The 24,319-nt window shown below is 69.4% G+C and carries 22 protein-coding genes; 9 read left to right on the forward strand and 13 right to left on the reverse strand.

What is annotated here, in order from left to right:
- Positions 1-74: 74 nt before the first annotated feature.
- The 9 genes from FB391_RS03615 to sdhC form a co-directional block, all read right to left on the reverse strand.
- Positions 75-641: a GNAT family N-acetyltransferase gene (locus FB391_RS03615; protein WP_141892906.1), complete on the reverse strand. Its 567-nt coding sequence runs from the start codon at positions 639-641 to the stop codon at positions 75-77.
- Between the two features lie 18 nt (positions 642-659).
- Positions 660-1,667 (reverse strand): tryptophan--tRNA ligase, encoded by a 1,008-nt coding sequence (gene trpS / locus FB391_RS03620; RefSeq protein WP_141892907.1) that lies wholly within the window; start codon positions 1,665-1,667, stop codon positions 660-662.
- Between the two features lie 71 nt (positions 1,668-1,738).
- Positions 1,739-2,587: an exodeoxyribonuclease III gene (locus FB391_RS03625; protein WP_185842922.1), complete on the reverse strand. Its 849-nt coding sequence runs from the start codon at positions 2,585-2,587 to the stop codon at positions 1,739-1,741.
- Between the two features lie 30 nt (positions 2,588-2,617).
- Positions 2,618-3,865: a YihY/virulence factor BrkB family protein gene (locus tag FB391_RS03630; protein WP_185842923.1), complete on the reverse strand. Its 1,248-nt coding sequence runs from the start codon at positions 3,863-3,865 to the stop codon at positions 2,618-2,620.
- A 28-nt stretch (positions 3,866-3,893) separates the two neighbouring features.
- On the reverse strand, positions 3,894-5,120 hold the full coding sequence (locus FB391_RS03635) for an MFS transporter (protein ID WP_141892910.1): 1,227 nt from the start codon (positions 5,118-5,120) through the stop codon (positions 3,894-3,896).
- Between the two features lie 48 nt (positions 5,121-5,168).
- Positions 5,169-5,942 carry a succinate dehydrogenase iron-sulfur subunit gene (locus FB391_RS03640; protein ID WP_141892911.1) on the reverse strand — a complete coding sequence of 258 codons (774 nt, stop codon included), beginning with the start codon at positions 5,940-5,942 and terminating at the stop codon, positions 5,169-5,171.
- On the reverse strand, positions 5,942-7,765 hold the full coding sequence (gene sdhA / locus FB391_RS03645; protein WP_141892912.1) for a succinate dehydrogenase flavoprotein subunit: 1,824 nt from the start codon (positions 7,763-7,765) through the stop codon (positions 5,942-5,944). Before sdhA ends, FB391_RS03640 begins: the two co-directional genes overlap by 1 nt.
- Before the next feature lie 40 nt (positions 7,766-7,805).
- On the reverse strand, positions 7,806-8,255 hold the full coding sequence (locus FB391_RS03650; protein ID WP_141892913.1) for a succinate dehydrogenase hydrophobic membrane anchor subunit: 450 nt from the start codon (positions 8,253-8,255) through the stop codon (positions 7,806-7,808).
- Complete coding sequence (gene sdhC / locus FB391_RS03655; RefSeq protein WP_141892914.1) at positions 8,255-8,680, reverse strand: succinate dehydrogenase, cytochrome b556 subunit; 426 nt, start codon at positions 8,678-8,680, stop codon at positions 8,255-8,257. Before sdhC ends, FB391_RS03650 begins: the two co-directional genes overlap by 1 nt.
- Before the next feature lie 241 nt (positions 8,681-8,921).
- On the opposite strand from sdhC, the gene FB391_RS03660 reads away from it, so the two are divergent.
- The 9 genes from FB391_RS03660 (at position 8,922) to FB391_RS03700 (ending at position 19,711) form a co-directional block, all read left to right on the forward strand.
- Entirely contained in the window at positions 8,922-10,082 is a 1,161-nt protein-coding gene (locus tag FB391_RS03660; protein WP_141892915.1) for an endo-1,4-beta-xylanase, read from the forward strand.
- 69 nt (positions 10,083-10,151) lie between these two features.
- The gene (locus tag FB391_RS03665) at positions 10,152-11,267 is read left to right on the forward strand and encodes a mannose-1-phosphate guanylyltransferase (protein WP_141892916.1); all 1,116 of its coding nucleotides are present in this window, start codon (positions 10,152-10,154) and stop codon (positions 11,265-11,267) included.
- 182 nt (positions 11,268-11,449) lie between these two features.
- A complete protein-coding gene (locus FB391_RS03670) occupies positions 11,450-12,568 on the forward strand; it encodes a BMP family lipoprotein (RefSeq protein ID WP_141892917.1) in 1,119 nt (372 codons plus the stop codon).
- Positions 12,569-12,657: 89 nt separating this feature from the next.
- The gene (locus FB391_RS03675) at positions 12,658-14,172 is read left to right on the forward strand and encodes an ABC transporter ATP-binding protein (protein ID WP_141892918.1); all 1,515 of its coding nucleotides are present in this window, start codon (positions 12,658-12,660) and stop codon (positions 14,170-14,172) included.
- Positions 14,169-15,503 carry an ABC transporter permease gene (locus FB391_RS03680; protein ID WP_141892919.1) on the forward strand — a complete coding sequence of 445 codons (1,335 nt, stop codon included), beginning with the start codon at positions 14,169-14,171 and terminating at the stop codon, positions 15,501-15,503. Before FB391_RS03675 ends, FB391_RS03680 begins: the two co-directional genes overlap by 4 nt.
- Positions 15,500-16,771, forward strand: coding sequence for an ABC transporter permease (locus FB391_RS03685; protein WP_141892920.1), 1,272 nt, complete (start codon positions 15,500-15,502; stop codon positions 16,769-16,771). The genes FB391_RS03680 and FB391_RS03685 overlap by 4 nt, the downstream gene beginning before the upstream one ends.
- A gap of 1 nt (position 16,772) precedes the next feature.
- A complete protein-coding gene (locus FB391_RS03690) occupies positions 16,773-17,174 on the forward strand; it encodes a cytidine deaminase (RefSeq protein ID WP_141892921.1) in 402 nt (133 codons plus the stop codon).
- Positions 17,171-18,493: a thymidine phosphorylase gene (locus tag FB391_RS03695; protein ID WP_141892922.1), complete on the forward strand. Its 1,323-nt coding sequence runs from the start codon at positions 17,171-17,173 to the stop codon at positions 18,491-18,493. Before FB391_RS03690 ends, FB391_RS03695 begins: the two co-directional genes overlap by 4 nt.
- 102 nt (positions 18,494-18,595) lie before the next feature.
- On the forward strand, positions 18,596-19,711 hold the full coding sequence (locus FB391_RS03700; protein ID WP_141892923.1) for an adenosine deaminase: 1,116 nt from the start codon (positions 18,596-18,598) through the stop codon (positions 19,709-19,711).
- Positions 19,712-19,964: 253 nt separating this feature from the next.
- On the opposite strand, the gene FB391_RS03705 is transcribed toward FB391_RS03700, so the two are convergent.
- The 4 genes from FB391_RS03705 to FB391_RS03720 all read right to left on the reverse strand — a co-directional run bounded on the left by FB391_RS03705 (position 19,965) and on the right by FB391_RS03720 (position 24,298).
- Positions 19,965-20,921 carry an SDR family oxidoreductase gene (locus FB391_RS03705; RefSeq protein ID WP_141892924.1) on the reverse strand — a complete coding sequence of 319 codons (957 nt, stop codon included), beginning with the start codon at positions 20,919-20,921 and terminating at the stop codon, positions 19,965-19,967.
- Positions 20,918-22,015 (reverse strand): bile acid:sodium symporter family protein, encoded by a 1,098-nt coding sequence (locus tag FB391_RS03710; RefSeq protein WP_141892925.1) that lies wholly within the window; start codon positions 22,013-22,015, stop codon positions 20,918-20,920. The genes FB391_RS03705 and FB391_RS03710 overlap by 4 nt, the downstream gene beginning before the upstream one ends.
- The gene (locus FB391_RS03715; protein WP_141892926.1) at positions 22,012-23,409 is read right to left on the reverse strand and encodes a flavin-containing monooxygenase; all 1,398 of its coding nucleotides are present in this window, start codon (positions 23,407-23,409) and stop codon (positions 22,012-22,014) included. Before FB391_RS03715 ends, FB391_RS03710 begins: the two co-directional genes overlap by 4 nt.
- Before the next feature lie 166 nt (positions 23,410-23,575).
- On the reverse strand, positions 23,576-24,298 hold the full coding sequence (locus FB391_RS03720; RefSeq protein ID WP_141892927.1) for a sulfite exporter TauE/SafE family protein: 723 nt from the start codon (positions 24,296-24,298) through the stop codon (positions 23,576-23,578).
- Positions 24,299-24,319 lie beyond the last annotated feature (21 nt).

Genomic DNA, 24,319 nt, shown 5'->3' on the forward strand with positions numbered 1-24,319 from the left:
GCACGTCGAAGGCCCGTCCGCGCCCTGCGCGGGCGGGCCTCTCGCGGTTCATGCTCATGTCGCGACGTCGAGTGTCAGGCCTCCAGGACGGGCCAGGGCTGCGGCATCCGCTCGTCCGTCGCGAGCAGTCCCGCGATCCAGCCGTCGTCGCGCCCCCGCGGCCCCACGAGCGCCTGGCGCAGCAGACCCTCGTAGCGGAAGCCGAGAGCCCGTGCGGCTCTCGCAGAGGCGACATTGCCCGCCACGGCGCGCCACTCGATCCGCACCAGCCCGAGGCCCTCGGGATCGAATCCCCAGTCGATGACAGCCCGCGCGGCCTCGCGGAGCTGCCCGCCGCCGCGCGCGTCCGGCGCGATCCAGTAGCCGATCTCGCCGGCGCCCTTCCCGTCGACACGGTAGAAGCCGATCGTGCCGACGAGGCGATCCTCTTCGCGGATCACCCACGTGAGGTGGATGCCGCTCTCCCAGTCCTGCGGAACACGCGCGACGAACGCTTCCGCGTCGCTGCGCCGGTACGGGACGGGGACGGGCGTTAAGCGCTGGATGTCCGCGTCCTGGCACGCCTCGAACAGCGCGTCGACATCGCCCGCTTCGGGCAGCGTCAGCGCGAGCCGAGGGGTGCGAAGTCGGACGGGCTGCATGCGGGACGAAGGGGCGTCTCAGCGCACGCGGCGCAGGAGCCCCACCTTGTCGTAGACGTCGGCGAGGGTGCGGCCTGCGACCTCCTCGGCCTTCGCCGCGTTCGCGGCCAGGACGCGGTCGAGTTCGGCGGGGTCGGCCAACAGCTCGAGAGCGCGCTCGCGCACGGGACCGAACTCCTCGACGACGACCTCGGCGAGACCCTTCTTGAAGTCGCCGTAGCCGCGGCCCGCGTACTCGTCCTCGATGGCGGGGATCTGGCGGCCGGTCAGGGCCGCGTAGATCACCAGCAGGTTCGAGACGCCGGGCTTGTTCTCGCGGTCGTAGCGGACCGAGCCCTCGGAGTCGGTCACGGCGCGCATGACCTTCTTGGCGGACTTCGACGGCTCATCCAGCAGCCACAGCACCCCGGCGTCCGATTCGGCCGACTTCGACATCTTCGCGGTCGGGTTCTGCAGGTCGTAGATGCGGGCGGTCTCCTGCTGGATGACCGGCATCGGCACACGGAAGGTCTGCCCGAAACGGCTGTTGAAGCGCTCGGCCAGGTCGCGCGTGAGCTCGACGTGCTGCTTCTGGTCGTCGCCGACCGGCACGATGTCGGTCTGGTACAGCAGGATGTCGGCCGCCATCAGCACCGGATATGTGAACAGGCCGACCGACGTGGCGTCCGACCCGTACCGCGACGACTTGTCCTTGAACTGCGTCATGCGCCCGGCCTCGCCGAAGCCCGTGACCGTGGACAGGATCCACGCCAGCTCGGCGTGCGCCGGCACGTGCGACTGCACGTACAGCGTCGACTTGGACGGCTCGATGCCGGCCGCGATGTACTGCGCCGCCGTGCGACGCGTCTTCTCGCGCAGGTGCTCGGGATCCTGGGCCACCGTGATGGCGTGCAGGTCGACGACCGAGAAGAACGCGTCGTAGGACTGCTGCAGATCGCGCCACTGCATGAGCGCCCCGATGTAGTTGCCGATCTGGAGGGAATCGGCCGAGGGCTGCATGCCGGAGTACAGGCGCGGTTTGGTCATCGCTCAAGTCTACAAACCGGATGCCGGCGGCCTGCGCCGCCGACGGATGCCGCCGCGCGGCGCCGTACCGGTCAGAGCCCGATCGCGTAGTCGGCGACCACGGGGGAGTGGTCGCTCCATCGCGTGTCCCACGAGGGTGCGCGCACGACGCGGTAGTCGGTCACGCGGTCGCCGAGCGCGGGGGTCGCCAGGTGGTAGTCGATGCGCCACCCGGTGTCGTTGTCGAAGGCGCGTCCCCGCATGGACCACCACGTATAGGGTCCGTCGACGTCGCCGTGGAAGCGGCGTCCCACGTCGACCCAGCCGAGCCCCGGTCCCGTGGAGCCGTCGACACCGGTCACCTGCGCTCCCGCCTCGCCGAAGAAGCGGTCGAAGTACGCGCGTTCGCGCGGGAGGAAGCCGGCCTTCTTGACGTTGCCCTTCCAGTTGCGGATGTCGAGCTCGCGGTGCCCCACGTTGAGATCGCCCATGACGACCACGAGCGGGCTCGCGGCGCCGAGCTGCGGCATCCGCTTCTCCATCGCGTCGAGGAAGGCCCACTTGGCGTCCTGCTTGGGGGTGTCGGCCTCGCCGGTGTGCACGTAGGCGCTCACCACGACCAGCTTCTCGCCGTCGATGTCGAAGTCCGCCTCGATCCAGCGCCCGGCGCTGTCGAGCGGCTCGGGCCCGAGTACGCGCCGCACCTCGACGGACGGCATGCGGCTCGCGACGGCGACGCCCGCACGCCCCTTCGCGAGAGCCTCGTCGTTGACGACCTCCCAGCCGGGGAGAGCGGCGCGCAGCTCTTCTTCGGTGGCGCGCACCTCCTGCAGCGCCATCACGTCGACGTCGGCCTCGTCGAGCCATTCGAGCATGCCCTTGCGGGTCGCTGCGCGGATTCCGTTGACGTTGACAGAGGCGATGCGTACGCGGCGGGGCATGCTCTCGAGACTATCCGCCGGCGCCGACATTCAGCTTGCGCGAGGTCGCCTGCCCGCGGGCGCGGGCGGTGCGACCGTGGGTGCGGGCGCCGCCGCCTCGACCTGCGAGAGCTCCTGCTCGGCGGCGCGCACGGCGCGGTCGGCCGCCCAGGCCCGGTACCACGGAGCCGAATCGCGGGCGTCCTGAGCCGTGCGCAGGCGCACGCGCGCCGCGACCAGCAGCGCCTGGTGCTCGGCCGCGAGCCGCTCGGCCTCGGACTGCGGGATCAGCGGGACGTCGGCATCCTTCGCGGCCACCGCGACCCACGACGCGGCGACCAGCATGATGATGCCGATGATGCGGAACCACAGCAGCAGGGCGATGAAGATCGCGAAGGTCGCCAGCAGCGCGTTCGTCGGCGTGTAGACGAGCAGCCATCCCGTGAACAGCTGCAGCACCGTGATGGCACCGCCGCCGAGCAGCGCACCCGGCCAGATGCGCCGCCACTTGAGCTGCGTGCCGGTGAGGAAGCGGATGAGGGCGGCGAGGGCTCCGGTGAAGATCGCGAACGAGATGATGACCGAGCCGATGCGGGTGACGACCGCGTACCCGTTGGACATGATGTCCCAGCCCAGCCAGTCCGACACCGTGGTGAGGGCCCACGTGCCGAAGGTCGTCGCTGCGAAGCCGAGCAGCAGGGCGGTGGCGAACAGCAGCGCGCCGAACAGGTCGCGCGCCTTCAGCAGGAAGTAGCTGCGCAGATCGGGCGGAAGGCCGAAGATGTCGCGCACCGCGCGACGCGCGAAGGTGATGAAGCCGATCGCCGTCCAGAGCAGGGTGCCGAGGGCGATGGCACCCGTGATCCCGAGGGTGGTGGCGCTGTTGGTCGCGATGGCCTCGACCTCTTCGTTCGTGAACACCCCGCCCGACGGGGCGATGAGGCCGGGGATGTAGCTGTTGAGCAGCTCGATGAGCGCATCGATCGCATCCTGGCTGCCGCCCAGCCACAGCCCCACGACGGCGAAAGCGACGTAGACGCCCGCGAAGGTGGCGAACAGCGCCTGGTAGCTGACGCCGGCGGCCAGCAGGAAGCCGTTGTGCTGCAGGAAGTGCCGCCACACCCGCACCGGGAACCACGCCAGCGTCCGCTTCGTCAGCGCGCTCGCCTTGCTGATCGGCTCGTCGAAGCGTTCACGCAGCTCCTCCTGCGTGGCCTCCCAACGGGCGCGGAGCGACTCCTCCTCACGTTCGGCCGCATCCGCCTGATCGCGGGTCCGTGCGTCGCGCTGTTCGCTCACGGAAGTCACATTATCGGCGGATGCCGTCTCACGCGGTGGACGCGGCGCTCGGGGCAGCGGCATCACCCGCCGAACGGGGCGCGCGGAACCAGCGCAGCACGAACAGCACCGCGAGCAGCACGACGGCCGGGATCAGGAAGCCGAGGCCGAGGCTCGGCCCGCCCGCCAGCACCCCGACGAGCACCGCGCCGACGATCACGCCGGCGTAGTTGAAGATGTTCACCCGGGCGATGACCTGGTCGCTGTGCGCGGGATCCAGTTCGCCCGCTGCTCCGAATGTGACCGGCACGAGCACGCCCACGGCGACGCCGGCCAGGCCGAAGCCCACCACCGCCGCGGCGGCGAAGGGGAGGAGTGCCACCAGCAGGCACCCGACGACCGACACCAGCGTCGCGATGAGGACGAGCCGCATGCGGCCGACCAGGGGAAGCAGGCGGTCGGTCGCCAGCCGGGTCACCAGGATGCACGCCTGATAGACGGCGTACCCGAGCGGGGCGACCCAGGCGAGCGCCCGCAGGTTGTCCTGGAGGTAGACGGTGCTCCAGGTGCTGACCGCCGAGTCCACGACGAACACGGCGAGGATGACGATGCCGAACGCCCAGATGCCGGCGCGGGGGAGTTTCGAGCGCTCCGCCTTCGGCAGCGCCTCGTCGACGGGCACATCGCGGGCGAACAGGCGCGTGCCGACGAGCCCTACGGCGAGGATCACGACGGCGGCGACGGTGATGGCGACGCCGGCACCGACCGCGGATGCCGCCACGCCCGACACCAGCAGCGCTCCGGCGATCGCGGCCGCCGTATAGCCCGCGAAGAACCCGCCCATCAGCGAGCGTCCATACGAACGCTGCACCAGCACACCCTGCATCGCCGAGGCGGCGTCGACGCAACCGAGCCCGACGCCGTACACCGCGAGCGCGCCAACGAACACCGCGAACGGCGTCTCGAAAGCGACGACCGGCAGCAGCGCCGCCTCGATGATGAGGCCCGTGGCGAGCGCGGCGCGGCTGCCCCAGCGCACGGACACGACATCGGCCAGGACCGATCCGAGCGCCGCGGCGACACTGACCCCGAGGAGGATCAGCGAGATCGTCATGTCGTCGACCTGCTGCCGCTCCTTGAGGGCGGGCAGCGAGGTGACGAGCACGGCGTAGCCCAGGGCCTGGGCGGCGTACGCGGCCGTGACGGAGACACGTGAGGCACGAGGCATCCGCCCGACGTCCTGCTGTTCCCGGTCGCTCCGTTGCGACGTGGTCATCTGGCTCTTTCCGGCTCTGTCAGCGGCGGCCCGCGCGAGAGCGCGAGCTCATCGGGTGCCGCCGCGCAGGACGGCCTGCTTGACCTCGGCGATCGCCTTGGTCACCTCGATGCCGCGGGGGCACGCCTCCGTGCAGTTGAAGGTCGTGCGGCAGCGCCACACACCCTCTTTGTCGTTGAGGATGTCGAGGCGGACATCGCCGGCGTCGTCGCGCGAGTCGAAGATGAAGCGGTGCGCGTTGACGATGGCGGCGGGGCCGAAGTACTGGCCGTCGGTCCAGAACACGGGGCACGACGACGTGCACGCGGCGCACAGGATGCACTTCGTGGTGTCGTCGAAGATCGCGCGGTCGGTGATCGACTGGATGCGCTCCTTGCCGGGCTCGGGGGTCGAATTCGCGATGAGGAACGGCTGCACCTCGCGGTACGACGCGAAGAAGGGCTCCATGTCGACGACGAGGTCCTTCTCCAGCGGCAGGCCCTTGATGGCCTCGACGTAGATGGGCTTCGAGATGTCGAGGTCCTTGATGAGCGTCTTGCAGGCCAGGCGGTTGCGGCCATTGATGCGCATCGCGTCGGACCCGCAGATGCCGTGCGCGCACGAGCGGCGGAACGTCAGCGAGCCGTCGACCTCCCACTTGATCTTGTGGAGGGCGTCCAGCACGCGGTCGGTCGAGTACAGCTCGACGTCGTAGTCCACCCAGCGCGGCTCTTCATCGACCTCGGGGTCGAACCGGCGGATGATGAACGTGACGAGGAACGATTGGATGCCGGTGTCGTTGGTGGTCTCGGTAGCGGAATCCGCGTCGGCGACGAGCGTCATCAGTACTTCCTCTCCATCGGCGGGTAGTTCAACTCGCCCTTCTCGTTCTTCGTGAAGACGACCGGCTTCCAGTCCAGGCTGATGTGGTCCGCCGCGTCGGACGAGTGCGGGTCGCCCGTCAGGTACGCCATCGTGTGCTGCATGTAGTTCTCGTCGTCGCGCGTCGGGAAGTCGTCGCGCATGTGACCGCCGCGGCTCTCCTTGCGGTTGCGGGCGGCGTAGACGACGACCTCGGCGAGGTCGAGGAGGAAGCCGAGCTCGACGGCCTCGAGCAGGTCGGTGTTGAACCGCTTGCCCTTATCGTCGACGTGCACGTTCCGGTAGCGCTCGCGCAGCTCCTCGATCACCTCGAGCACCTCGCCCAGCGACTCGTCGGTGCGGAACACCTGCGCCTTGCGGTCCATCTCGTCCTGCAGCGTCTTGCGCAGCACCGCGATGCGCTCGGTGCCCTGGTTGGCGCGCAGACCCTCGATCAGGGAGCGGACCTCGGCGGCCGGGTCCTCGGGGAGCGGGACGAACTCGGCGGTCTTCGCGTACTCGACCGCATTGCGGCCGGCGCGCTTGCCGAAGACGTTGATGTCCAGGAGCGAGTTGGTGCCGAGACGGTTCGAGCCGTGCACCGACACGCACGCGCACTCGCCGGCGGCGTAGAGCCCCGGGACGACGGTGGTGTTGTCCGAGAGCACCTCGGCGTTGTTGTTCGTCGGGATGCCGCCCATCGCGTAGTGCGCGGTCGGCATGACCGGGACGGGCTCGACCACCGGGTCGACGCCCAGGTACGTGCGGGCGAACTCGGTGATGTCGGGAAGCTTGGTCTCGAGCACCTCGGCGCCCAGGTGCGTGCAGTCCAGCAGCACGTAGTCGCGGTGCGGACCCGCGCCGCGACCCTCTGCCACCTCCTGCACCATGCAGCGGCTGACGATGTCGCGGGGGGCGAGGTCCTTGATGGTCGGCGCGTACCGCTCCATGAAGCGCTCGCCGGTGACGTTGCGCAGGATCGCCCCCTCGCCGCGCGCACCTTCGGTGAGGAGGATGCCGAGCCCGGCGAGCCCCGTCGGGTGGAACTGGAAGAACTCCATGTCCTCCAGCGGGAGGCCCTTGCGCCAGATGATGCCCACGCCGTCACCCGTGAGGGTGTGGGCGTTGGAGGTCGTCTTGAAGATCTTGCCGAAGCCGCCGGTCGCGAAGATGACCGCCTTGGACTGGAAGACGTGCAGTTCGCCGGTGGCCAGCTCGTACGCCACGACGCCGGCGATCTGCTTGTCCTTGCCCGTTCCGACGGTGATCAGGTCGAGGACGTAGAACTCGTTGAAGAAGTTGATGCCGAGCTTCACGCAGTTCTGGAACAGCGTCTGCAGGATCATGTGGCCGGTGCGGTCGGCGGCGTAGCACGCGCGGCGCACCGGCGTCTTGCCGTGGTCGGCGGTGTGACCGCCGAAGCGCCGCTGGTCGATCTTGCCATCGGGCGTGCGGTTGAACGGCAGGCCCATGTTCTCGAGGTCGATGACCGCGTCGATGGCCTCCTTGGCGAGGATCTCGGCCGCGTCCTGGTCGACGAGGTAGTCGCCGCCCTTGACGGTGTCGAAGGTGTGCCACTCCCACGAGTCCTCTTCGACGTTGGCCAGGGCCGCCGCCATGCCGCCCTGCGCCGCACCGGTGTGTGAGCGGGTCGGGTAGAGCTTCGTGATGACCGCGGTCTTCGCGCCGGGGCCGGCCTCGATGGCCGCCCGCATGCCGGCGCCGCCGGCGCCGACGATCACGATGTCGAACTGGTGGTAGTGGACGCCGTCCTTGACGTAGGAGTCGATGGTCTCAGTGCTCACGCTGATGCTTTCGATGGTCGATGCCGGGGATCGCCCGACGCTATCCGCAGATTCCGATGATGACGTCGGACGCCGTCTCGGCGTCGAAGCCGATGCACGGGTCGAACGTGAACACGACGAGCGTGCCGAGGACGATCAGGAACGCGGCGGCGAGCCACAGCGCCCACACCAGCACGCGACGCGTGCCGTTGTGCGTGACGTAGTCGTTGACGATCGTGCGCATGCCGTTGGCGCCGTGGATCAGGGCGAGCCACAGCATCAGCACGTCCCACCACTGCCAGAACGGGGTGGCGTACTTGCCGGCGACGAACGCGAAGTCGATGCCGTGGATGCCCTCGCCGACCATGAGGTTGACGAACAGGTGGCCGAAGATGAGGACCACGAGCAGCACGCCGGAGGCGCGCATGTACATCCAGCCCCACTTCTCGAGGTTGGGTCCCTTGCGGCGGACCGCGGCGCGCGGCGCGCGGGGGTCGGCGATGGCGGTCATCAGTTGCCCCCTCCGAACGCGAGCATGAGGTGACGCGGTGCGAAGCCCAGCATCGTCACGGCCCACAGGCCCAGGACGCCCCACCACAGCTGCCGCTGGTGACGCGTGGCCCACGGCCAGAAGTCGACGAGGATGATGCGCAGGCCGTTGTAGGCGTGATACGCGATCGCGGCCACCAGGGCCACCTCGCCGAGCGCCATCACCGGGTTCTTGTACGTGCCGATCACTGCGTCGTACGCCTCGGGAGAGACGCGGATGAGCGCGGTGTCGAGGATGTGCACAAGAAGGAAGAAGAAGATCGCGACGCCGGTGATGCGATGCAGCACCCACGACCACATGCCTTCGTTCCCGCGGTACAGCGTGCCGCGGGGGACTCGGGAAGTGGTCTCGGATACCGACGGTGTGACGCGTGCTGGTGCAGACACGGCCGTCCTCCCTGATTGGAACCTGTGTGTTCATCCTATTCCCGTCGCGATGGACTCGGGGATTAGGGGCGCCTAACTTCTCTCGACGTCGAGATATCTGCCCGGGGTGCCGGACGGCTCGTGGAAAACCTGACGAAACCCTTTGCCGTGCGAAGCCGCGGCTCCTAGCGTTTGTTGCGCACGCGAACATATGCGTCGCGCGTGCGTCGCATATGTACCGACAATGACGTCAGGAGTTCTCATGCGCCGATCGACCCGATCACTGCTGGTGGCCGCAGCCACCGCCGCCCTGGTGCTGCCGCTCTGCACCGCGACGGCGGCGGCCGCGGCCCCTCCCGGGTTCAGCAACGCCGACAAGGGGGCGCTGCGCAATCAGGCGCCGCGCGACCTCGCGATCGGCAGCGCCGTGTGGGGGCAGCGCGATCTGCTCGAGTACGACCGCGCCGCGCCCACCGAGTACCAGCAGGTGCTCTCGACGCAGTTCTCGTCGCTCACCCCCGAGAACGACATGAAGTGGGATGCCGTCCACCCGGCGCCAGGCGTCTACGACTTCACCTCGGCCGATGCGCTGGTCGCCTACGCGAAGGCGAACCACCAGCAGGTCCGCGGTCACACACTGCTCTGGCACAGCCAGAATCCGGCATGGGTCACCGCCGCGAGCCGGACATGGACGTGCGACGACGCCCGCGCCGTGCTCGAAGACCACATCCGCACCGTGGTGGGCCATTTCAAGGGCGAGATCTACGAGTGGGACGTCGCCAATGAGATCTTCCAGGACACGTGGGACAACGGCGGCGTGCGGCTGCGCACCGAGGCGAACCCGTTCCTCAAAGCCTGCGCCGACGACCCGGTCGCGCTTGTGGAGGACGCCTTCCGGTGGGCGCATGAGGCCGACCCCGGGGCCGTGCTGTTCCTCAACGACTACAACGCGGAGGGCATCAACGAGAAGACCGACGCCTACTACGCGCTCGCGGAGCAGATGCTGGCTGACGGGGCTCCGCTCGGAGGCTTCGGCGCGCAGGGCCACCTCAGCCTGCTGTACGGCTTCGACACCTCCATCCAGGCGAACTTCGAGCGCTTCGCGGCGCTGGGCCTGAAGGTGGCCGTGACGGAGGCCGACGTGCGCATCCCGCTGCAGGCTGGCGAGACGGGCCCGACCCCGGAGCAGGTCGCGGTGCAGGCCGAGCGGTACGACGCGATGCTGCGGGCGTGCCTGAACGTGACCGCGTGCTCGTCGTTCACGGTGTGGGGCTTCCCCGACGCGAACTCGTGGGTTCCCGGCGTCTTCCCCGGCGAGGGCTGGGCGACGATCTTCGAGGACGACTTCACTCCCAAGCCCGCGTTCACGGCGATGCTGCAGTCGCTCACCGACGCGACGCCGGGCACGTCGCCGCGCCGCTGATGCGCCCCGCGACGGCGGCCGACCGCAGTCGGCCGCCGTCGCGGGCACCGGGCGATTAGCCTGAGTGGCATGTCTGGACCCATCGACGACTTCTACGCCGTGATCCCCGCGGGCGGCATCGGCAGCCGATTGTGGCCCCTGTCGCGCGCCGACGCGCCGAAGTTCCTGCACGACCTCACCGGGTCGGGGCGAACCTTGCTGCGCGACACCTGGGATCGCCTGGAGCCTCTCGCCGGACCCGACCGCATCGCGGTGGTCACCGGTCGTGCGCACCGCGCCGCGGTCGAGAAGGAGCTGCCCGGCATCGCCGACCTCAACGTGTTCCTGGAGTCCGAGCCGCGCGACTCGACCGCCGCGATCGGCCTCGCCGCCGCCGTGCTGTCGCGTCGCGAGCCGGATGTCATCATCGGCTCGTTCGCGGCCGACCACGTGATCCGCGTGCCCCAGTTGTTCGACTGGGCGGTCCGTCAGGCCGTCGCGACGGCGCGCGAGGGATACATCTGCACCGTCGGCATCCAGCCCTCCGAGCCTTCCGTCGGCTTCGGCTACATCAAGAAGAGCGATGCGCTGCAGGTCGACGGCGCTCCCGAGGCCGCCCTGGTCGAGAGCTTCGTCGAGAAGCCCGACCTCGAGACCGCCAAGGGGTACTTCGCCGACCGCAACTATCTGTGGAACGCCGGCATGTTCATCGCGCGCGCCGACGTGCTGCTCGGCGAGATCGCAGAGAGCGACCCGCACCTCTACGCGGGTCTCATGGACCTTGCCGAGGCATGGGACGACCGCGACGCGCGCGGACCGGTGGTCGACCGGGTGTGGCCGACACTCACCAAGATCGCGATCGACTACTCGGTCGCTGAGCCCGCTGCGGCCAAGGGGCGCCTCGCCGTCATCCCCGGCCACTTCGACTGGGACGACGTGGGCGACTTCGCCAGCCTCGCCAAGCTCAACTCGCACGGCCGCAAGAACGACCTCGCCATCCTCGGCGAGAACGCCCGCATCCTCTCGGATGCCGCCAGCGGCATCGTCGTCAGCCAGACCCGCCGCGTGATCAGCCTCATCGGCGTCCGCGACATCGTCGTGGTCGACACCGAGGATGCCCTCCTGGTCACGACGAGCGAGCACGCCCAGCGTGTGAAAGGTGTCGTCGACGCCCTCAAGCTCAGCGGGCGCGGCGAGGTGCTCTGACGCCGCACGCGGGGGAAAGCGGATGCCGCGGGCCGCGGCATCCCGTGCTCATCTGAGCACCATATTGCGGTCTTGCAACATTTCGCGAACAGTGCCCCGCGAAGCATGCAACCGCGCCGACACAGTGTGTAACTTGATGCAGTCCCCGTGAAGGACGCGGGGGGAATCCTGTGGAGGCTGAGTTGACCATCTCACGCACCAAGAAGCTCGCCGGCTTTGCTGCCGCCGCGGGCATCGCCCTGGTCCTCGCGGGCTGTGGCAGCGCACCGGAAGACACGTCGTCGACCGACAACGCCGGCAGCGACGTCGTCGAGGGCTTCAAGCCGTGCCTCGTCTCTGACGCGGGTGGCTGGAACGACAAGTCGTTCAACCAGTCTGCGAAGGAGGGCCTCGACTCGGCCCTGGACGAGCTGGGCGTCGAGGGCCTCGAGCTCGAGTCCACCTCCGAGAACGACTACGCGCCCAACATGGAGACCGCCGTCTCCGAGGGCTGCACCCTGATCATCTCGGTCGGCTTCAACCTGTCGGCCGCCACCGTCGAGTCGGCCAACGCCAACCCCGACGTGAACTACGCGATCATCGACGACTACGCGGACACCGACTTCGACGGCACCACGGATGCCCCGAACATCAAGCCGCTGGTCTTCAACACCGCCGAAGCGGCCTACCTCGGCGGCTACGCCGCGGCGGCATGGTCGGCGCAGGACGGCGTGAACAAGGTCGGCACCTTCGGCGGCATGCAGATCCCGTCCGTCGCCGTGTTCATGGACGGCTTCCAGCTCGGTGTCGAGAAGTTCAACGAGGACAAGGGCGGCGCCGTCGAGGTCTTCGGCTGGGACATCGAGACCCAGGAGGGCTCGTTCACCGGCGGCTTCGACGCGAACGACACCGCCAAGCAGACCGCGCAGGGCGTGCTCGACCAGGGCGTCGACGTGATCCTGCCCGTCGGCGGCCCGATCTACCAGAGCGCCGCGGCGGCCATCGCCGACAGCGGCACCTCGACCGTCATGCTCGGTGTCGACTCCGACCTCGCGGTCGCGGACGACAGCGTCGCCGACATCACGCTGGTTTCGATCATGAAGGCGATCGACGTCGCCGTGCACGACACCGTCGTGTCCGCCTCCACGGGCGACTTCGACGTGGCGCCGTACATCGGCACGCTCGAGAACGAGGGCGTCAAGCTCTCCAGCTTCCACGACTTCGAGTCGCAGCTGCCCGAGGGCCTGCTGGACGAGCTGGCCACGCTCCAGGAGCAGATCATCTCCGGTGACATCACGGTGGAGTCGCCGAACTCCCCGTGACGCACGGCTGAAGCGGCGGTCGGTCGGATGCGCGCATCCGGCCGGCCGCCGTCCTTTCTGCTGAAGAACGGACTGGATAAGGTGCAGATATGAAGCTCGAGCTCCGCGGGATCACGAAGAGATTCGGCAGCCTCGTCGCCAACGACCACATCGATCTCACGGTCGAGCCCGGTGAGATCCACGCCCTGCTCGGTGAGAACGGCGCGGGCAAGTCCACCCTGATGAACGTGCTGTACGGCCTGTATCAGGCGGACGAGGGCGACATCCTCCTCGACGATGTGCCGCAGGGCTTCCGCGGCCCCGGCGACGCGATGGCCGCCGGCATCGGCATGGTGCACCAGCACTTCATGCTCATCCCCGTGTTCACGGTCGCCGAGAACGTCATGCTCGGCCACGAGGACACCAAGGGCATCGGCGCCCTGGACCTCGCGAAGGCCCGCGAGCACGTGAAGAACGTCGCGGCGCGCTTCGGCTTCCACATCGACCCGGACGCCATCGTCGGCGATCTGCCGGTCGGCGTGCAGCAGCGGGTCGAGATCATCAAGGCGCTGTCGCGCGACGCCAAGGTCCTCGTCTTCGACGAGCCGACCGCCGTGCTGACCCCGCAAGAGACCGACGAGCTCATGGCGATCATGCGCCAGCTGCGCGACGAGGGCACGGCGATCGTGTTCATCACCCACAAGCTGCGCGAGGTGCGCGAGGTCGCGGACCGGATCACGGTCATCCGCCTCGGCAAGGTGGTCGGCGAGGCCGAGCCGACGGCGACCAACGCCGAGCTGGCGTCCCTCATGGTCGGCCGCGCCGTCGAGCTCACCGTGCACAAGAATCCGCCGAACGTCGGCGAGGGGGGCCTGGAGGTGCGCGACCTGCGCGTGCTGACGCCGGGCGGAGCGATCGTCGTCGACGACGTCAGCTTCGATGTGCGACCGGGCGAGGTCCTCGCCGTCGCCGGCGTCCAGGGGAACGGGCAGACCGAGCTGGTGGAGGCGATCGTCGGACTCGCCGCACGCGTCGAAGGGTCGATCACCCTCGGCGGCGTCGAGCTCGTCGGGCGCGGCGTCAGGGGGATCCTCGACGAGGGCGTCGGGTTCGTCCCCGAGGACCGCAATGAGGACGGACTGGTCGGCGGATTCTCCGTCGCCGAGAACCTCATCCTCGACCGCTCCACCGATCCGGCGTTCGTGCGAGCCGGCACGCTGCGACGCGATGCACTGGCGGAGTTCGCACGGGAGCGCATCGAGGAGTTCGACATCCGGACCCAGGGGCCGTCGACTCCGGCCGGCACCCTCTCCGGCGGCAACCAGCAGAAAGTCGTGATCGCGCGCGAGATGAGCCGCGATCTGCGCCTGCTCGTCGCCGCCCAGCCGACGCGCGGTGTCGACGTCGGCTCCATCGAGTTCATCCACAAGCGGATCATCGAGACGCGGGATGCCGGCATCCCGGTCGTCGTCGTCTCCACAGAGCTCGACGAGGTGAGCGCGTTGGCGGATCGCATCGCCGTGATGTACCGGGGATCGATCGTCGGCATCGTGCCGGGCGACACGTCCCGCGAGACCCTCGGCCTCATGATGGCCGGAGCCACGGACCCGGAGGCGGCGGCATGAGCCACAGCACCCCTCCGGCCGGCAACGTGCCGGCCGGTCTTCCCCCCGAGCAGCTTCCCCCGGTGTCGGGACCCCTCACGGGGCACGAGCAGGGCCCGCCGCGCACGAGCATCTTCGTGAAGGAGCTGCTGCGCGGCAGTGCGGTGACCACCATCCTCGCGATCGTGCTTGCACTCATCGTCGGCGGCATCCTCATCGCCTTCACCGACGAGGACGTGCAAGCGGCCTCGGTGTACTTCTTCGCCCGCCCCGGCGACACCTTCGTGGCGATCTGGCAGTCGGTGTACGGCGGCTACGAAGCGCTCTTCCGCGGCGCCGTGTTCAACTACAAGGCCGCCGACTTCGCCGCGCAGATCCGGCCGCTGACGAACGCGCTCGGCTTCGCCGCCCCGCTGATCGCGGCGGGACTGGGTGTGGCGCTGGCCTTCCGGGTCGGCCTGTTCAACATCGGCGCCCGCGGTCAGATGCTCATCGGCGCGATGTTCGCGGCGCTGTTCACCTTCCACATCGACCTGCCGATGTGGCTGCACCTGCCCCTCACCCTCATCGCCGGCATCGTCGGCGGTGCGCTGTGGGGCGGGCTCGTCGGCGTCCTCAAGGCCCGCACCGGCGCGCACGAGGTGATCCTCACGATCATGCTCAACTACGTGGCGTACTACCTGCTGCTGTGGATGATCCGCACGCCGGGCCTGCTGCAGCGTGAGGGCACCAATCAGCCGATCACCGCGGCGACGCCCGAGACGGCGCAGTTCCCGGATCTGTTCGGCCCGCGGTTCCCCCAGCTGGACTGGGGCTTCGTCATCGTCATCGTCGCCACGATCGTCGTGTGGTGGGTGATCGAGCGTTCGAGCCTGGGACTGCGCATGCGTGCGGTCGGCGAGAACCCGCACGCCGCCCGCGCCGCCGGCATCAGCGTGCAGCGCATCTACATCTACGCGATGCTCTTCGCCGGAGGTCTCGCGGGCCTCGCGGCGATGAACCAGGTGCAGGGGTCGGTGACGACCGGCTTCACCGCCGCCATCGACGCGGGCATCGGCTTCGACGCCATCACCGTGGCGCTCCTCGGACGCAGTCGTGCCTGGGGGACCTTCGCCGCCGGCATCCTCTTCGGCGCTCTCAAAGCAGGCTCGTTCTCGATGCAGGCGCAGGGCATCCCGGTCGACATCGTGCTCGTCGTGCAGTCGCTGATCGTGCTGTTCATCGCCGCGCCCCCGCTGCTGCGGGCGGTGTTCTTCCTCCCCAAGACCGACCAGGAGAAGGCTGCGCAGGCCCGCGCCAAGGCCGCGAAGCAGCGAGCCAAGGCCGTCGAAGACAAGGCGGTGGCATCATGACCACTCTCGCTCCCCAGGCCGCCGCGGACGGCACGGTCCAGCTGGCCACGGTCCGCGAACGGCACTTCAAGGTCCCGATCGTGCTGGCCACGGCCACGGTGCTGCTGGCGGCGCTGTTCTTCTTCGTCCCCCGCGACGGCACCAGCACGTTCCGGCTCGACGGCGGTCTCGGCAACATCGCGGTGCCCACCACGGCGACCAGCTGGATCGTCGTCGGACTGCTGGTGCTGCTGACCGCCTGGTCCTTCTTCGACGCGTGGTCGTATCGCCGCCCGGCGCTGTGGCTCACGATCGTCTTCGGTGTGCTCGCGGTGTTCGCCTTCCTGGTGTGGGCGGCCGCCGACGGCCTCGTGCCCGTGACGAGCCTGCTGTTCGGCGCGATCTCGCTGTCGGTGCCGCTGGTGTTCGGCGCCCTCGGCGGCGTGATCGGCGAACGAGCGGGCGTCGTCAACGTCGCGATCGAGGGTCAGCTCCTGCTCGGCGCGTTCTCGGCGGCGCTGCTCTCGAGCATCACCCACAACCCGTTCATCGGCCTGATCGGCGCGATGATCGGCGGCGTGCTGGTCTCGTTCGTCCTCGCGGCGTTCGCCATCAAGTACCTCGTCGACCAGGTGATCGTCGGCGTCGTGCTCAACGTGCTCGTGACCGGGCTCACCGGCTTCCTCTACGGCGCGCTGCTCGTTCCCAACGAGGACGCCCTGAACCGCCCCGTGCGGTTCAGCCGGTGGGAGATCCCGTTCCTCAGCGACATCCCCATCATCGGGCCGGTGCTGTTCAACCAGACCTTCATCGTGTACCTCATGTACATCACGGTCGCGGTCGTCGCCTGGGCGCTGTACCGCACGCGGTGGGGGCTGCGCCTGCGCGCGGTCGGCGAACACCCACAGGCGGCCGACACCGTCGGCATCCGGGTGAACCCGACGCGGTTCTGGAACGTCTCGCTCGCCGGCGCCATCGCCGGTATCGGCGGCGCGTACTTCACGCTGGTCTCGGTGCCGCAGTTCGGCAAGGAGATGACCGCGGGGCTCGGCTTCATCGCCCTCGCCGCCGTCATCTTCGGCCGCTGGGACCCGATCCGCGCCAGCCTCGCGGCGCTGCTGTTCGGTTTCGCGACGAACCTGCAGAACCTGCTGACGATCCTCAAGACTCCGATTCCGAGCGAGTTCATGCTGATGCTCCCGTACATCGTCACGATCCTCGCCGTCGCCGGCTTCGCCGGGCAGATCCGCGGTCCTGCCGCCGCGGGCAAACCGTACATAAAGGGATGACGTGACCGACATCGACTGGGACGAGCTGCGTTCCGCAGCCACCGACGCCATGCACCGCGCGTACGCGCCGTACTCGCGCTACAAGGTGGGGGCGGCCGCCCTCGTGACCGACGGGCGCATCGTGACGGGCTGCAACGTCGAGAACGCCTCGTACGGAGTGACCCTGTGCGCCGAGTGCGGGCTGGTGAGCGAGCTGGCGATGACCGGGGGCGGCGGGCTCGTGGCGTTCGTGTGCGTCAACGGCCACGGCGACACGATCATGCCGTGCGGCCGCTGCCGTCAGCTGCTCTACGAGTTCGCGATCCCCGGCATGCTGCTCGAGACCGTGTCGGGCATCCGCACGATCGACGAGGTGCTGCCCGACGCGTTCGGTCCGCGCGACCTCGAGGAGTCCGCCCGATGACCCTCGGACAGGCGCAGGGGCCGGGGTCTGCGGAGGTCGAGCCGTTCGACGCGGTCGACGTCATCCGCACGAAGCGCGACGGGGGAGCGGTGCCCGAACCCGCGCTGCGCTGGATGGTCGACGCGTACACGCGCGGCTACGTGGCCGACTCGCAGATGGCGGCCTTCGCGATGGCGGTGCTGCTCAACGGCATGTCGCGCGACGAGATCCGCGTCATGACCGACGCGATGATCGCCTCCGGGGAGCGCATGAGCTTCGCGGGCCTCGGCAAGACGACCGTCGACAAGCACTCGACCGGCGGCGTCGGCGACAAGATCACGCTTCCGCTCGCGCCCCTCGTCGCGTCGTTCGGCGTCGCGGTGCCGCAGCTGTCGGGTCGCGGTCTCGGGCACACCGGAGGCACGCTCGACAAGCTGGAGTCGATCCCCGGCTGGCGCGCGGCGCTGTCGAACGACGAGATGTTCGCGCAGCTGCAGGGCGTCGGCGCGGTGATCTGCGCAGCCGGCTCGGGTCTCGCCCCTGCCGACAAGAAGCTCTATGCGCTCCGCGACGTCACGGGCACGGTCGAGGCCATCCCGCTCATCGCTTCGAGCATCATGTCGAAGAAGATCGCCGAGGGCACCGACTCGCTCGTGCTGGACGTGAAGTTCGGCTCGGGCGCGTTCATGCAAGATCTCGACCGCGCCCGCGAACTGGCCCGGACGATGGTCGAGCTCGGCACCGACTCGGGTGTCGCGACGACCGCTCTCCTGACCGACATGAACACTCCGCTCGGCCTGGCGATCGGCAACGCGAACGAGGTCCGCGAATCGGTCGAGGTCCTCGCCGGCGGCGGCCCCGCCGACGTCGTCGAGCTGACGGTCGCGCTCGCGCGCGAGATGCTCGCCCTCGCCGGCCGACCGGACGCCGACGTCGAGGCCGCCCTCAAGGACGGTCGCGCCATGGACGCCTGGCGCGCGATGATCATCGCCCAGGACGGGGATCCGGATGCCGCCCTGCCGGCGCCGAACGAGACCCACACCGTCACCGCGTCCGAGGCGGGCTTCGTGACGCGCCTCGAGGCTCTGCCCTTCGGCATCGCCGCCTGGCGTCTCGGCGCGGGTCGCGCGCGAGCGCAGGACCCCGTGCTGCACGCGGCGGGCATCGACCTGCACGTCAAGCCCGGTGACCAGGTCGCGGCCGGACAGCCGCTGTTCACCCTGCTGGGCGAGGATGCGTCGCGCTTCGAGCGCGCGCTCGAAGCCGTCGAGGGCGCATGGTCGATCGGGTCCGACGCCCCGGCCGCCACGCCCCTCGTCCGTGAGCGCATCACTGCCTAGACTGTTCAGTCGCGCCGGTTCGCGGCACTCGTGCTGAGCGAGGCACGAGACGAAGCATCCATCTCTCACCCACCCCCTGCGATCGCCCTCGAGGAGAACCCCATGCCCATCGACCAGCACGGCGACGCCATCCTCGACGGGGTGTCGATCCGCAGCCTCCCGAAGATCTCGCTGCACGACCACCTCGACGGCGGCGTGCGCCCGGCGACGATCATCGAGCTCGCCGACGAGATCGGCCTCGAGGTCCCCGAGTCCGACCCGGACGACCTCGCGGACTGGTTCGCCGACAAGAGCGACTCGGGCTCGCTCGTCGAGTACCTGAAGACGTTCGACCTCACCATCGGCGTGATGCAGACCCGCGAGGGTCTCACGCGCGTCGCCCGTGAGTTCGTGGAGGATCTGGCTGCCGACGGCGTGATCTACGGCGAGGTGCGCTGGGCGCCCGAGCAGCACCTCGGCCGTGGTCTGTCGCTGGACGACGTCGTCGCCGCCGTGCAGGAGGGCATCGAAGAGGGTGAGGACGCGGCCGAGAGCCGCGGCCACGACATCCGGGTCGGCCAGCTCATCTCGGCGATGCGTCACACCGACCGGTCGCTCGAGATCGCCCGGCTCGCCGTCGACTGGCGCACCCGCGGCGCCGTGGGCTTCGACATCGCCGGTCCCGAGGACGGCTTCCCGCCCTCGCGCCTGCGCGAGGCGTTCGACTACCTCGCGTCGGAGTTCTTCCCGTCGACCGTGCACGCGGGCGAGGCCGCCGGGCTCGACTCGATCCGCTCCGCGCTGATTGACGGCCGCGCGCTGCGCCTCGGCCACGGCGTGCGCATCGCCGAGGACCTCGAGGTCGTCTCGCGCGCGGGAGAAGAGGTGCTCGTGCAGTTCGGCGACCTGGCCCGCTGGGTGCGCGACCGCGAGATCCCCCTGGAGCTGTCGCCCTCGTCGAACCTGCAGACGGGCGCCATCGAGCGCTGGGGCACGACGCTCGAGGACCACCCGTTCGACCTGCTCTACCAGCTCGGCTTCGCCGTCACGGTGAACGTCGACAACCGCACGATGAGCCGCACGTCGCTCACGCGCGAGCTCGCCCTGCTGGCCGAGACGTTCGAGTACGGTCTGGACGACCTCGAGGCGTTCCAGCTCAACGCCGCCGCGGGCGCGTTCCTGCCGGTCGAAGAGCGCGAGGAACTCATCGACCTCATCGCCGACGGCTTCGACGCGTAGTCCTGAACGATCGAGAGAGTGGATGCCGGGCGCCCGGCATCCACCCTCTCGTTGTTTCTGCCGCGAGCGCGACTGGCCGGAGTCGCGACCTCCTTCGCGCTGTCGGAATCGGCATCCGCGCCCGAAAACAGCGACAGCGGATGCCGATTTCGACAGTGCGAAGATATGGGTCGTCACGAGGCCTGTAGCGTGTGCCGAAAAGGGCAGCGCGAACGACGGTGTTCAGCGGCGAGAGCCGCAGAGTCCGACTGCTTCAGCCGCGGGGGACCCCGGGGTGGGACTCGAGGTATGCCTCGAACGCCTCGGCCGAGGTCTTCGCCGGGGTGTAGCCGAAGTCGCGCTTGAGGGCGTCGTTGGCGAGCACCGGGCGGTAGCGCAGGAACCCCACCTGCTCGGGGCCGTGCACGGTGAGGTGCAGAGCGCGGCCGACGCGCAGGCCGAAGCCGAGCGCGCCGGCAGGAACCCACACGACGCGCTTGCCGAGGCGCCGGGCGATCTCGGGCACGGTGACGCGCCCGTCGCCCGCGACGTTGTAGACCCCGGGCGGACCGTCGGTCGCGGCCCGCGCCATGGCGGCGGCGACGTCGTCGACCCACACGAACACGAACGGCGAGTCCGACCCGCGTACGCCGAGCAGCGCCGGTCCGTCCCACAGTGCGGTGATCTGGTTCTGCACGGTCGGGCCGAGGATGGTGCCGATGCGGAACACGACCTGCTCGAGCTCGGGGTGCGCCTCGCGGTATCCGGCGAGCAGCTGCTCGACCAGCCGCTTGTGCTTGGAGTACGGGAACTCGTCGTTGCCGCGCACCGGGTCGCTCTCGCGCAGCCACTCCGGGTTGTCGGCGTGGTACCCGTAGGCGGCGCCCGACGACGACACGACGATCCGCTTCACGCCCGCCTCGACGCACGCCTCCAGCACGTGCCGCGAGCCGTCGACGTCGACGCGGTACTCCAGGTCGTGGTCGCGCCCGGGGTTGACGATCGCCGCCAGGTGCACGACCACGTCGATGCGGTGCTCACGCAGCAGGGGCGTCAGGGCGTCAGGCCGGGTGACGTCGCAGTCGGCATACACGACGCCGTCGAGTGGATGCCGCGGCCCGCGCACGTCTCCGGCCACGACGAGCTCCACATCCGGGCGTGCGACGAGGGCGGCGGCCACGTGCGTGGCGAGGAACCCTGAACCCCCGGTGATCAGCACGCGGCGGCTCATGAGTCCGCTCCCGAGGGCCGTTCTGCGCCGGGGGAGTCCGGAGGGGATGAGCCGGCTGCACCTGCTGCACCTGCTGCACCTGTGCCGGGGCTGTCGGCGGCCGAGGGGGCACCGGCGCTTGTGCTGCGCGCGGGCCGCGACGCAGCATCCATCGTCCGCATCGCGTGACGCGACGCGTCGCCCTTCGGCGAGCCGGTGCGCCGGCGCGTGTGGCTTGCCCACAGGGCGGCGACGATGAGGCCGGCGATGATGTCCCAGATGCCCCACCAGCCGGCGACGATGGCCATGCCGCCCAGTCCGCCGAAGAACGTGAAGATGAGGCCGAGGCCGAGGCCGGAGTTGCGGATGCCGACCTCGAACGTCATGGCCTTGCGCTCCCGGGTGCCCAGGCCGCCGGCGACCGCGGTGCCATAGCCGATCGCAAGGGCGACGGCATCGTGCACGGTCACGACGAGCACGATGACGCCGAGGAAGGCGATGAAGTAGGTCCAGTTGCCCGCCAGCGCCCCCACGATGAATCCGCACAGCGCGATCAGCGAGAACCATTTGACGAACGGCTGCACCTTGCGTGCGAATCGCTCGAAGCGGTACCGGATGAACAGGCCCAGCGCGAACGGCAGGCCGATGATGAGCAGGATCTCGCCGAGCATCGCCCACGGATCCAGCGACACCGTTTCGAGCAGTTTGCTGGCCGTCGGGTGCAGCGAGCCCCAGAACGCGACCGACAGCGGCAGCACGAAGATGTAGATGAGGTTCGACACGGCGGTCATCGAGACCGACAACGCGACGTTGCCGCCCGAGCGGTGCGTGAGCACCTGCGAGATGTTGCCCGGCGGGCAGCAGGCCACGAGGATCATGCCGAGCGCCATCGACGGTGTCACGGGGAGGATCAGGGTGAGTGCGAACGTCACCGCCGGCAGGACGACCAGCTGCGCGAGGATCGCGATCACGAACGGCTTGGGCTTGCGCGCGACGACCTTGAAGTCGTCGAGCGTGGTGTCCAGCGCGATGCCGAACATGATGAGGCCCAGCACGACATCGAGGATCAGGAGGGTGCTCGGGTTGAAGCTGAGGACGACGTCGTCGGGATTCATGCCGACACCTCCTTGCGGTTCTTCGCTCGGGAGGAGGAGGGGACGCCGTCACGCCGGGGCGCGGCATCCTTCCGCAGTCCCTCGGTCTCGGTGCGCACGGCCCGGCGGTACGCGTCCTTGTTGACGTAGTACGACATGCGTTCCAGGCCCAGGTACTTGTACCCGCCGGTGAGGTCGGGCCACGGCTCCAGGGCGACGCGCGCCCGGAACGCGGCGGCGCGCTCGGGGTGGCGCTCGAGCGCCGCGAGGTACGCGGCGATGAGCTCGGCCTGCTCGTAGCGTCCCTGCCAGCCGATGCCGGACGCCTCGATCATGCCCATCACGTACAGTCCGTTGAACGACGGCGTGAAGACGTTGAGGAAGAGCTTCGGCGAGAAGCCCTGCCAGGCGAGGGCCGCGCGGTCGACGAACGGGTAGTCGAGCTTGTAGCCCGTCGCGAGCAGCACCGTGTCGTATTCGGCCCACGAGCCGTCGCGGAAGTGCACCGTGCGCCCGTCGAAGCGGTCGATGTCGGGCATGATGCGCAGGTCGCCCTGGCCCAGGTGGTTCAGGATCAGCGTGTTCACGATCGGGTGCGACTCGTAGATCCGGTAGTCCGGCTGGGGGAAGCCGAACCGCACCGGGTCGCCCGTGAAGGCCCGCAGCACCCGGGTGTCGAGCGCCTGCTTGAGGCGCGCCGGCAGCGGACGACCCTGGTTGAGGGTGTCGGACGGCTTGCCGAACAGGTAGCGCGGCACGAAGTAGTAGCCGCGACGCACGCTCATGTCGACCGAAGCCGCATGGTGCACGGCGTCGACGGCGATGTCGCATCCCGAATTGCCCGCGCCGATGATGAGGACCCGCTTGCCCGACAGCTGCGAGGCCGACTTGTACGCGCTGGTGTGCAGCAGCTCACCCGTGAACTCGCCGCGGAACGGGGGGACGTTGGGCTCGGCCAGCGTGCCGTTGGCGAGGATGACGCCGTCGTAGCGCTCGCTCACCGTGCCGTCGCCGTCCGTCCCTGAGTCGTCGCCCTCGGTCCCTGAGCCTGCCGAAGGGCAGGCGTGCAGCATCCATCCGCCCTCTGCGGGCTCGAGTGACGTGACCTTCGTGTCGAAGCGGAAGCGCGCGGTGAGGCCGAAGTGGTCGGCGAACCCGCGGAAGTAGCGGATCAGCTCGCGGTGGCTCGGGTAGTCGGCCGTCGAGTCCATCGGGTACTCGGCGAACTCGGTCGTGGTGCGCGATGAGATGAGGTGCGCCGACTCGTACATGGTCGAGCGGGGGTTCTCGATGTCCCACAGCCCGCCGACGCCGCGCGAGGCCTCGTAGCCGTCGAACTCGATGCCCGCGCGCTGCAGGGCGCGCGCCGCCGACAGCCCCGACGGCCCTGCGCCGATGACGGCATACCTGGTCATTGCTCCATGTCCTTCTCGCACTCCATCGTGTCGGGCGCGGCACTGCGCCGACAGAACCCTAAGCGTTACTCGGCATTAACCGAAATCGCGCGGCCCCGCGCCGGTGACTTGGCGTATATGTACGCAACACGCTGGCGTGTCGCGTACACATACGCCAAGTCACCGCTCATGGGAAGAGTGCCAGGATGCCGCGCACGAGCACCACCGTCGCCCCGGCCCAGGCGATCACCAGCATCGCGGCCCGGGCGATGCGCGGGGCGACGTTGCGCGAGAGCACCGTGCCGATCGCGATGCCCGCGATCGTCGCGACGACGAGGGTGCCGACGTCCTCGATGGGCGTGACCGGCAGGCCGCGCAGCGCGACCGTCGCGATGTCGAAGGCGATGAAGATCAGCTGCGCACTCGCGGCGAAGCTGCGCTGACCCCAGCGGTCGCCGACGGCGTACGCGGCCAGCGGTGGTCCGCCGAGCCCGCTCGCGACGTTCATGAAGCCTGCCGCGGCGCCCGCGGCCACCGCTCCGCGCCGCCCGGTGAGCGATGCCGACAGCGCCGGGATGCGACCCGCCAGGAGCGTGACGTACGCCATCGCCGCGATGACGAGCAGCAGCGCGGCATCGGGGAGCAGGCGCACCACCAGTGCGCCGAAGGGCGCGGCGATCAGGCCCGGCCAGATGAGCCACCACGACCGCTTCCAGTCGATGTGTCGCCACACCATCGGGATCGCCGCGAGCGAGGCCACGAACGCCAGCAGCACGGCGAGGGTCACGCCCTCTATCGGGCCGTAGAGCAGGACGATCGGGCCGACCAGCACCAGGACGAACCCGAGTCCGGTGATGCGCTGGATGATCGCGGCGACGAAGGTCGCGATGCCCGCGAAAATGACAGTCACGGGATTCCAGTCTAGGCGGGC

The sequence above is a fragment of the Microbacterium kyungheense genome (assembly GCF_006783905.1).
GTDB lineage: Bacteria > Actinomycetota > Actinomycetes > Actinomycetales > Microbacteriaceae > Microbacterium > Microbacterium kyungheense.

Coding starts and splice junctions, on each gene's coding strand:
- FB391_RS03615 (WP_141892906.1), bottom strand. CDS start 641: ATGCAGCCCGTCCGACTTCGCACCCCTCGGCTCGCGCTGACGCTGCCC.
- trpS (WP_141892907.1), bottom strand. CDS start 1,667: ATGACCAAACCGCGCCTGTACTCCGGCATGCAGCCCTCGGCCGATTCC.
- FB391_RS03625 (WP_185842922.1), bottom strand. CDS start 2,587: ATGCCCCGCCGCGTACGCATCGCCTCTGTCAACGTCAACGGAATCCGC.
- FB391_RS03635 (WP_141892910.1), bottom strand. CDS start 5,120: ATGACCACGTCGCAACGGAGCGACCGGGAACAGCAGGACGTCGGGCGG.
- FB391_RS03640 (WP_141892911.1), bottom strand. CDS start 5,942: ATGACGCTCGTCGCCGACGCGGATTCCGCTACCGAGACCACCAACGAC.
- FB391_RS03650 (WP_141892913.1), bottom strand. CDS start 8,255: ATGACCGCCATCGCCGACCCCCGCGCGCCGCGCGCCGCGGTCCGCCGC.
- FB391_RS03660 (WP_141892915.1), top strand. CDS start 8,922: ATGCGCCGATCGACCCGATCACTGCTGGTGGCCGCAGCCACCGCCGCC.
- FB391_RS03665 (WP_141892916.1), top strand. CDS start 10,152: ATGTCTGGACCCATCGACGACTTCTACGCCGTGATCCCCGCGGGCGGC.
- FB391_RS03675 (WP_141892918.1), top strand. CDS start 12,658: ATGAAGCTCGAGCTCCGCGGGATCACGAAGAGATTCGGCAGCCTCGTC.
- FB391_RS03680 (WP_141892919.1), top strand. CDS start 14,169: ATGAGCCACAGCACCCCTCCGGCCGGCAACGTGCCGGCCGGTCTTCCC.
- FB391_RS03685 (WP_141892920.1), top strand. CDS start 15,500: ATGACCACTCTCGCTCCCCAGGCCGCCGCGGACGGCACGGTCCAGCTG.
- FB391_RS03695 (WP_141892922.1), top strand. CDS start 17,171: ATGACCCTCGGACAGGCGCAGGGGCCGGGGTCTGCGGAGGTCGAGCCG.
- FB391_RS03700 (WP_141892923.1), top strand. CDS start 18,596: ATGCCCATCGACCAGCACGGCGACGCCATCCTCGACGGGGTGTCGATC.
- FB391_RS03705 (WP_141892924.1), bottom strand. CDS start 20,921: ATGAGCCGCCGCGTGCTGATCACCGGGGGTTCAGGGTTCCTCGCCACG.
- FB391_RS03710 (WP_141892925.1), bottom strand. CDS start 22,015: ATGAATCCCGACGACGTCGTCCTCAGCTTCAACCCGAGCACCCTCCTG.
- FB391_RS03715 (WP_141892926.1), bottom strand. CDS start 23,409: ATGACCAGGTATGCCGTCATCGGCGCAGGGCCGTCGGGGCTGTCGGCG.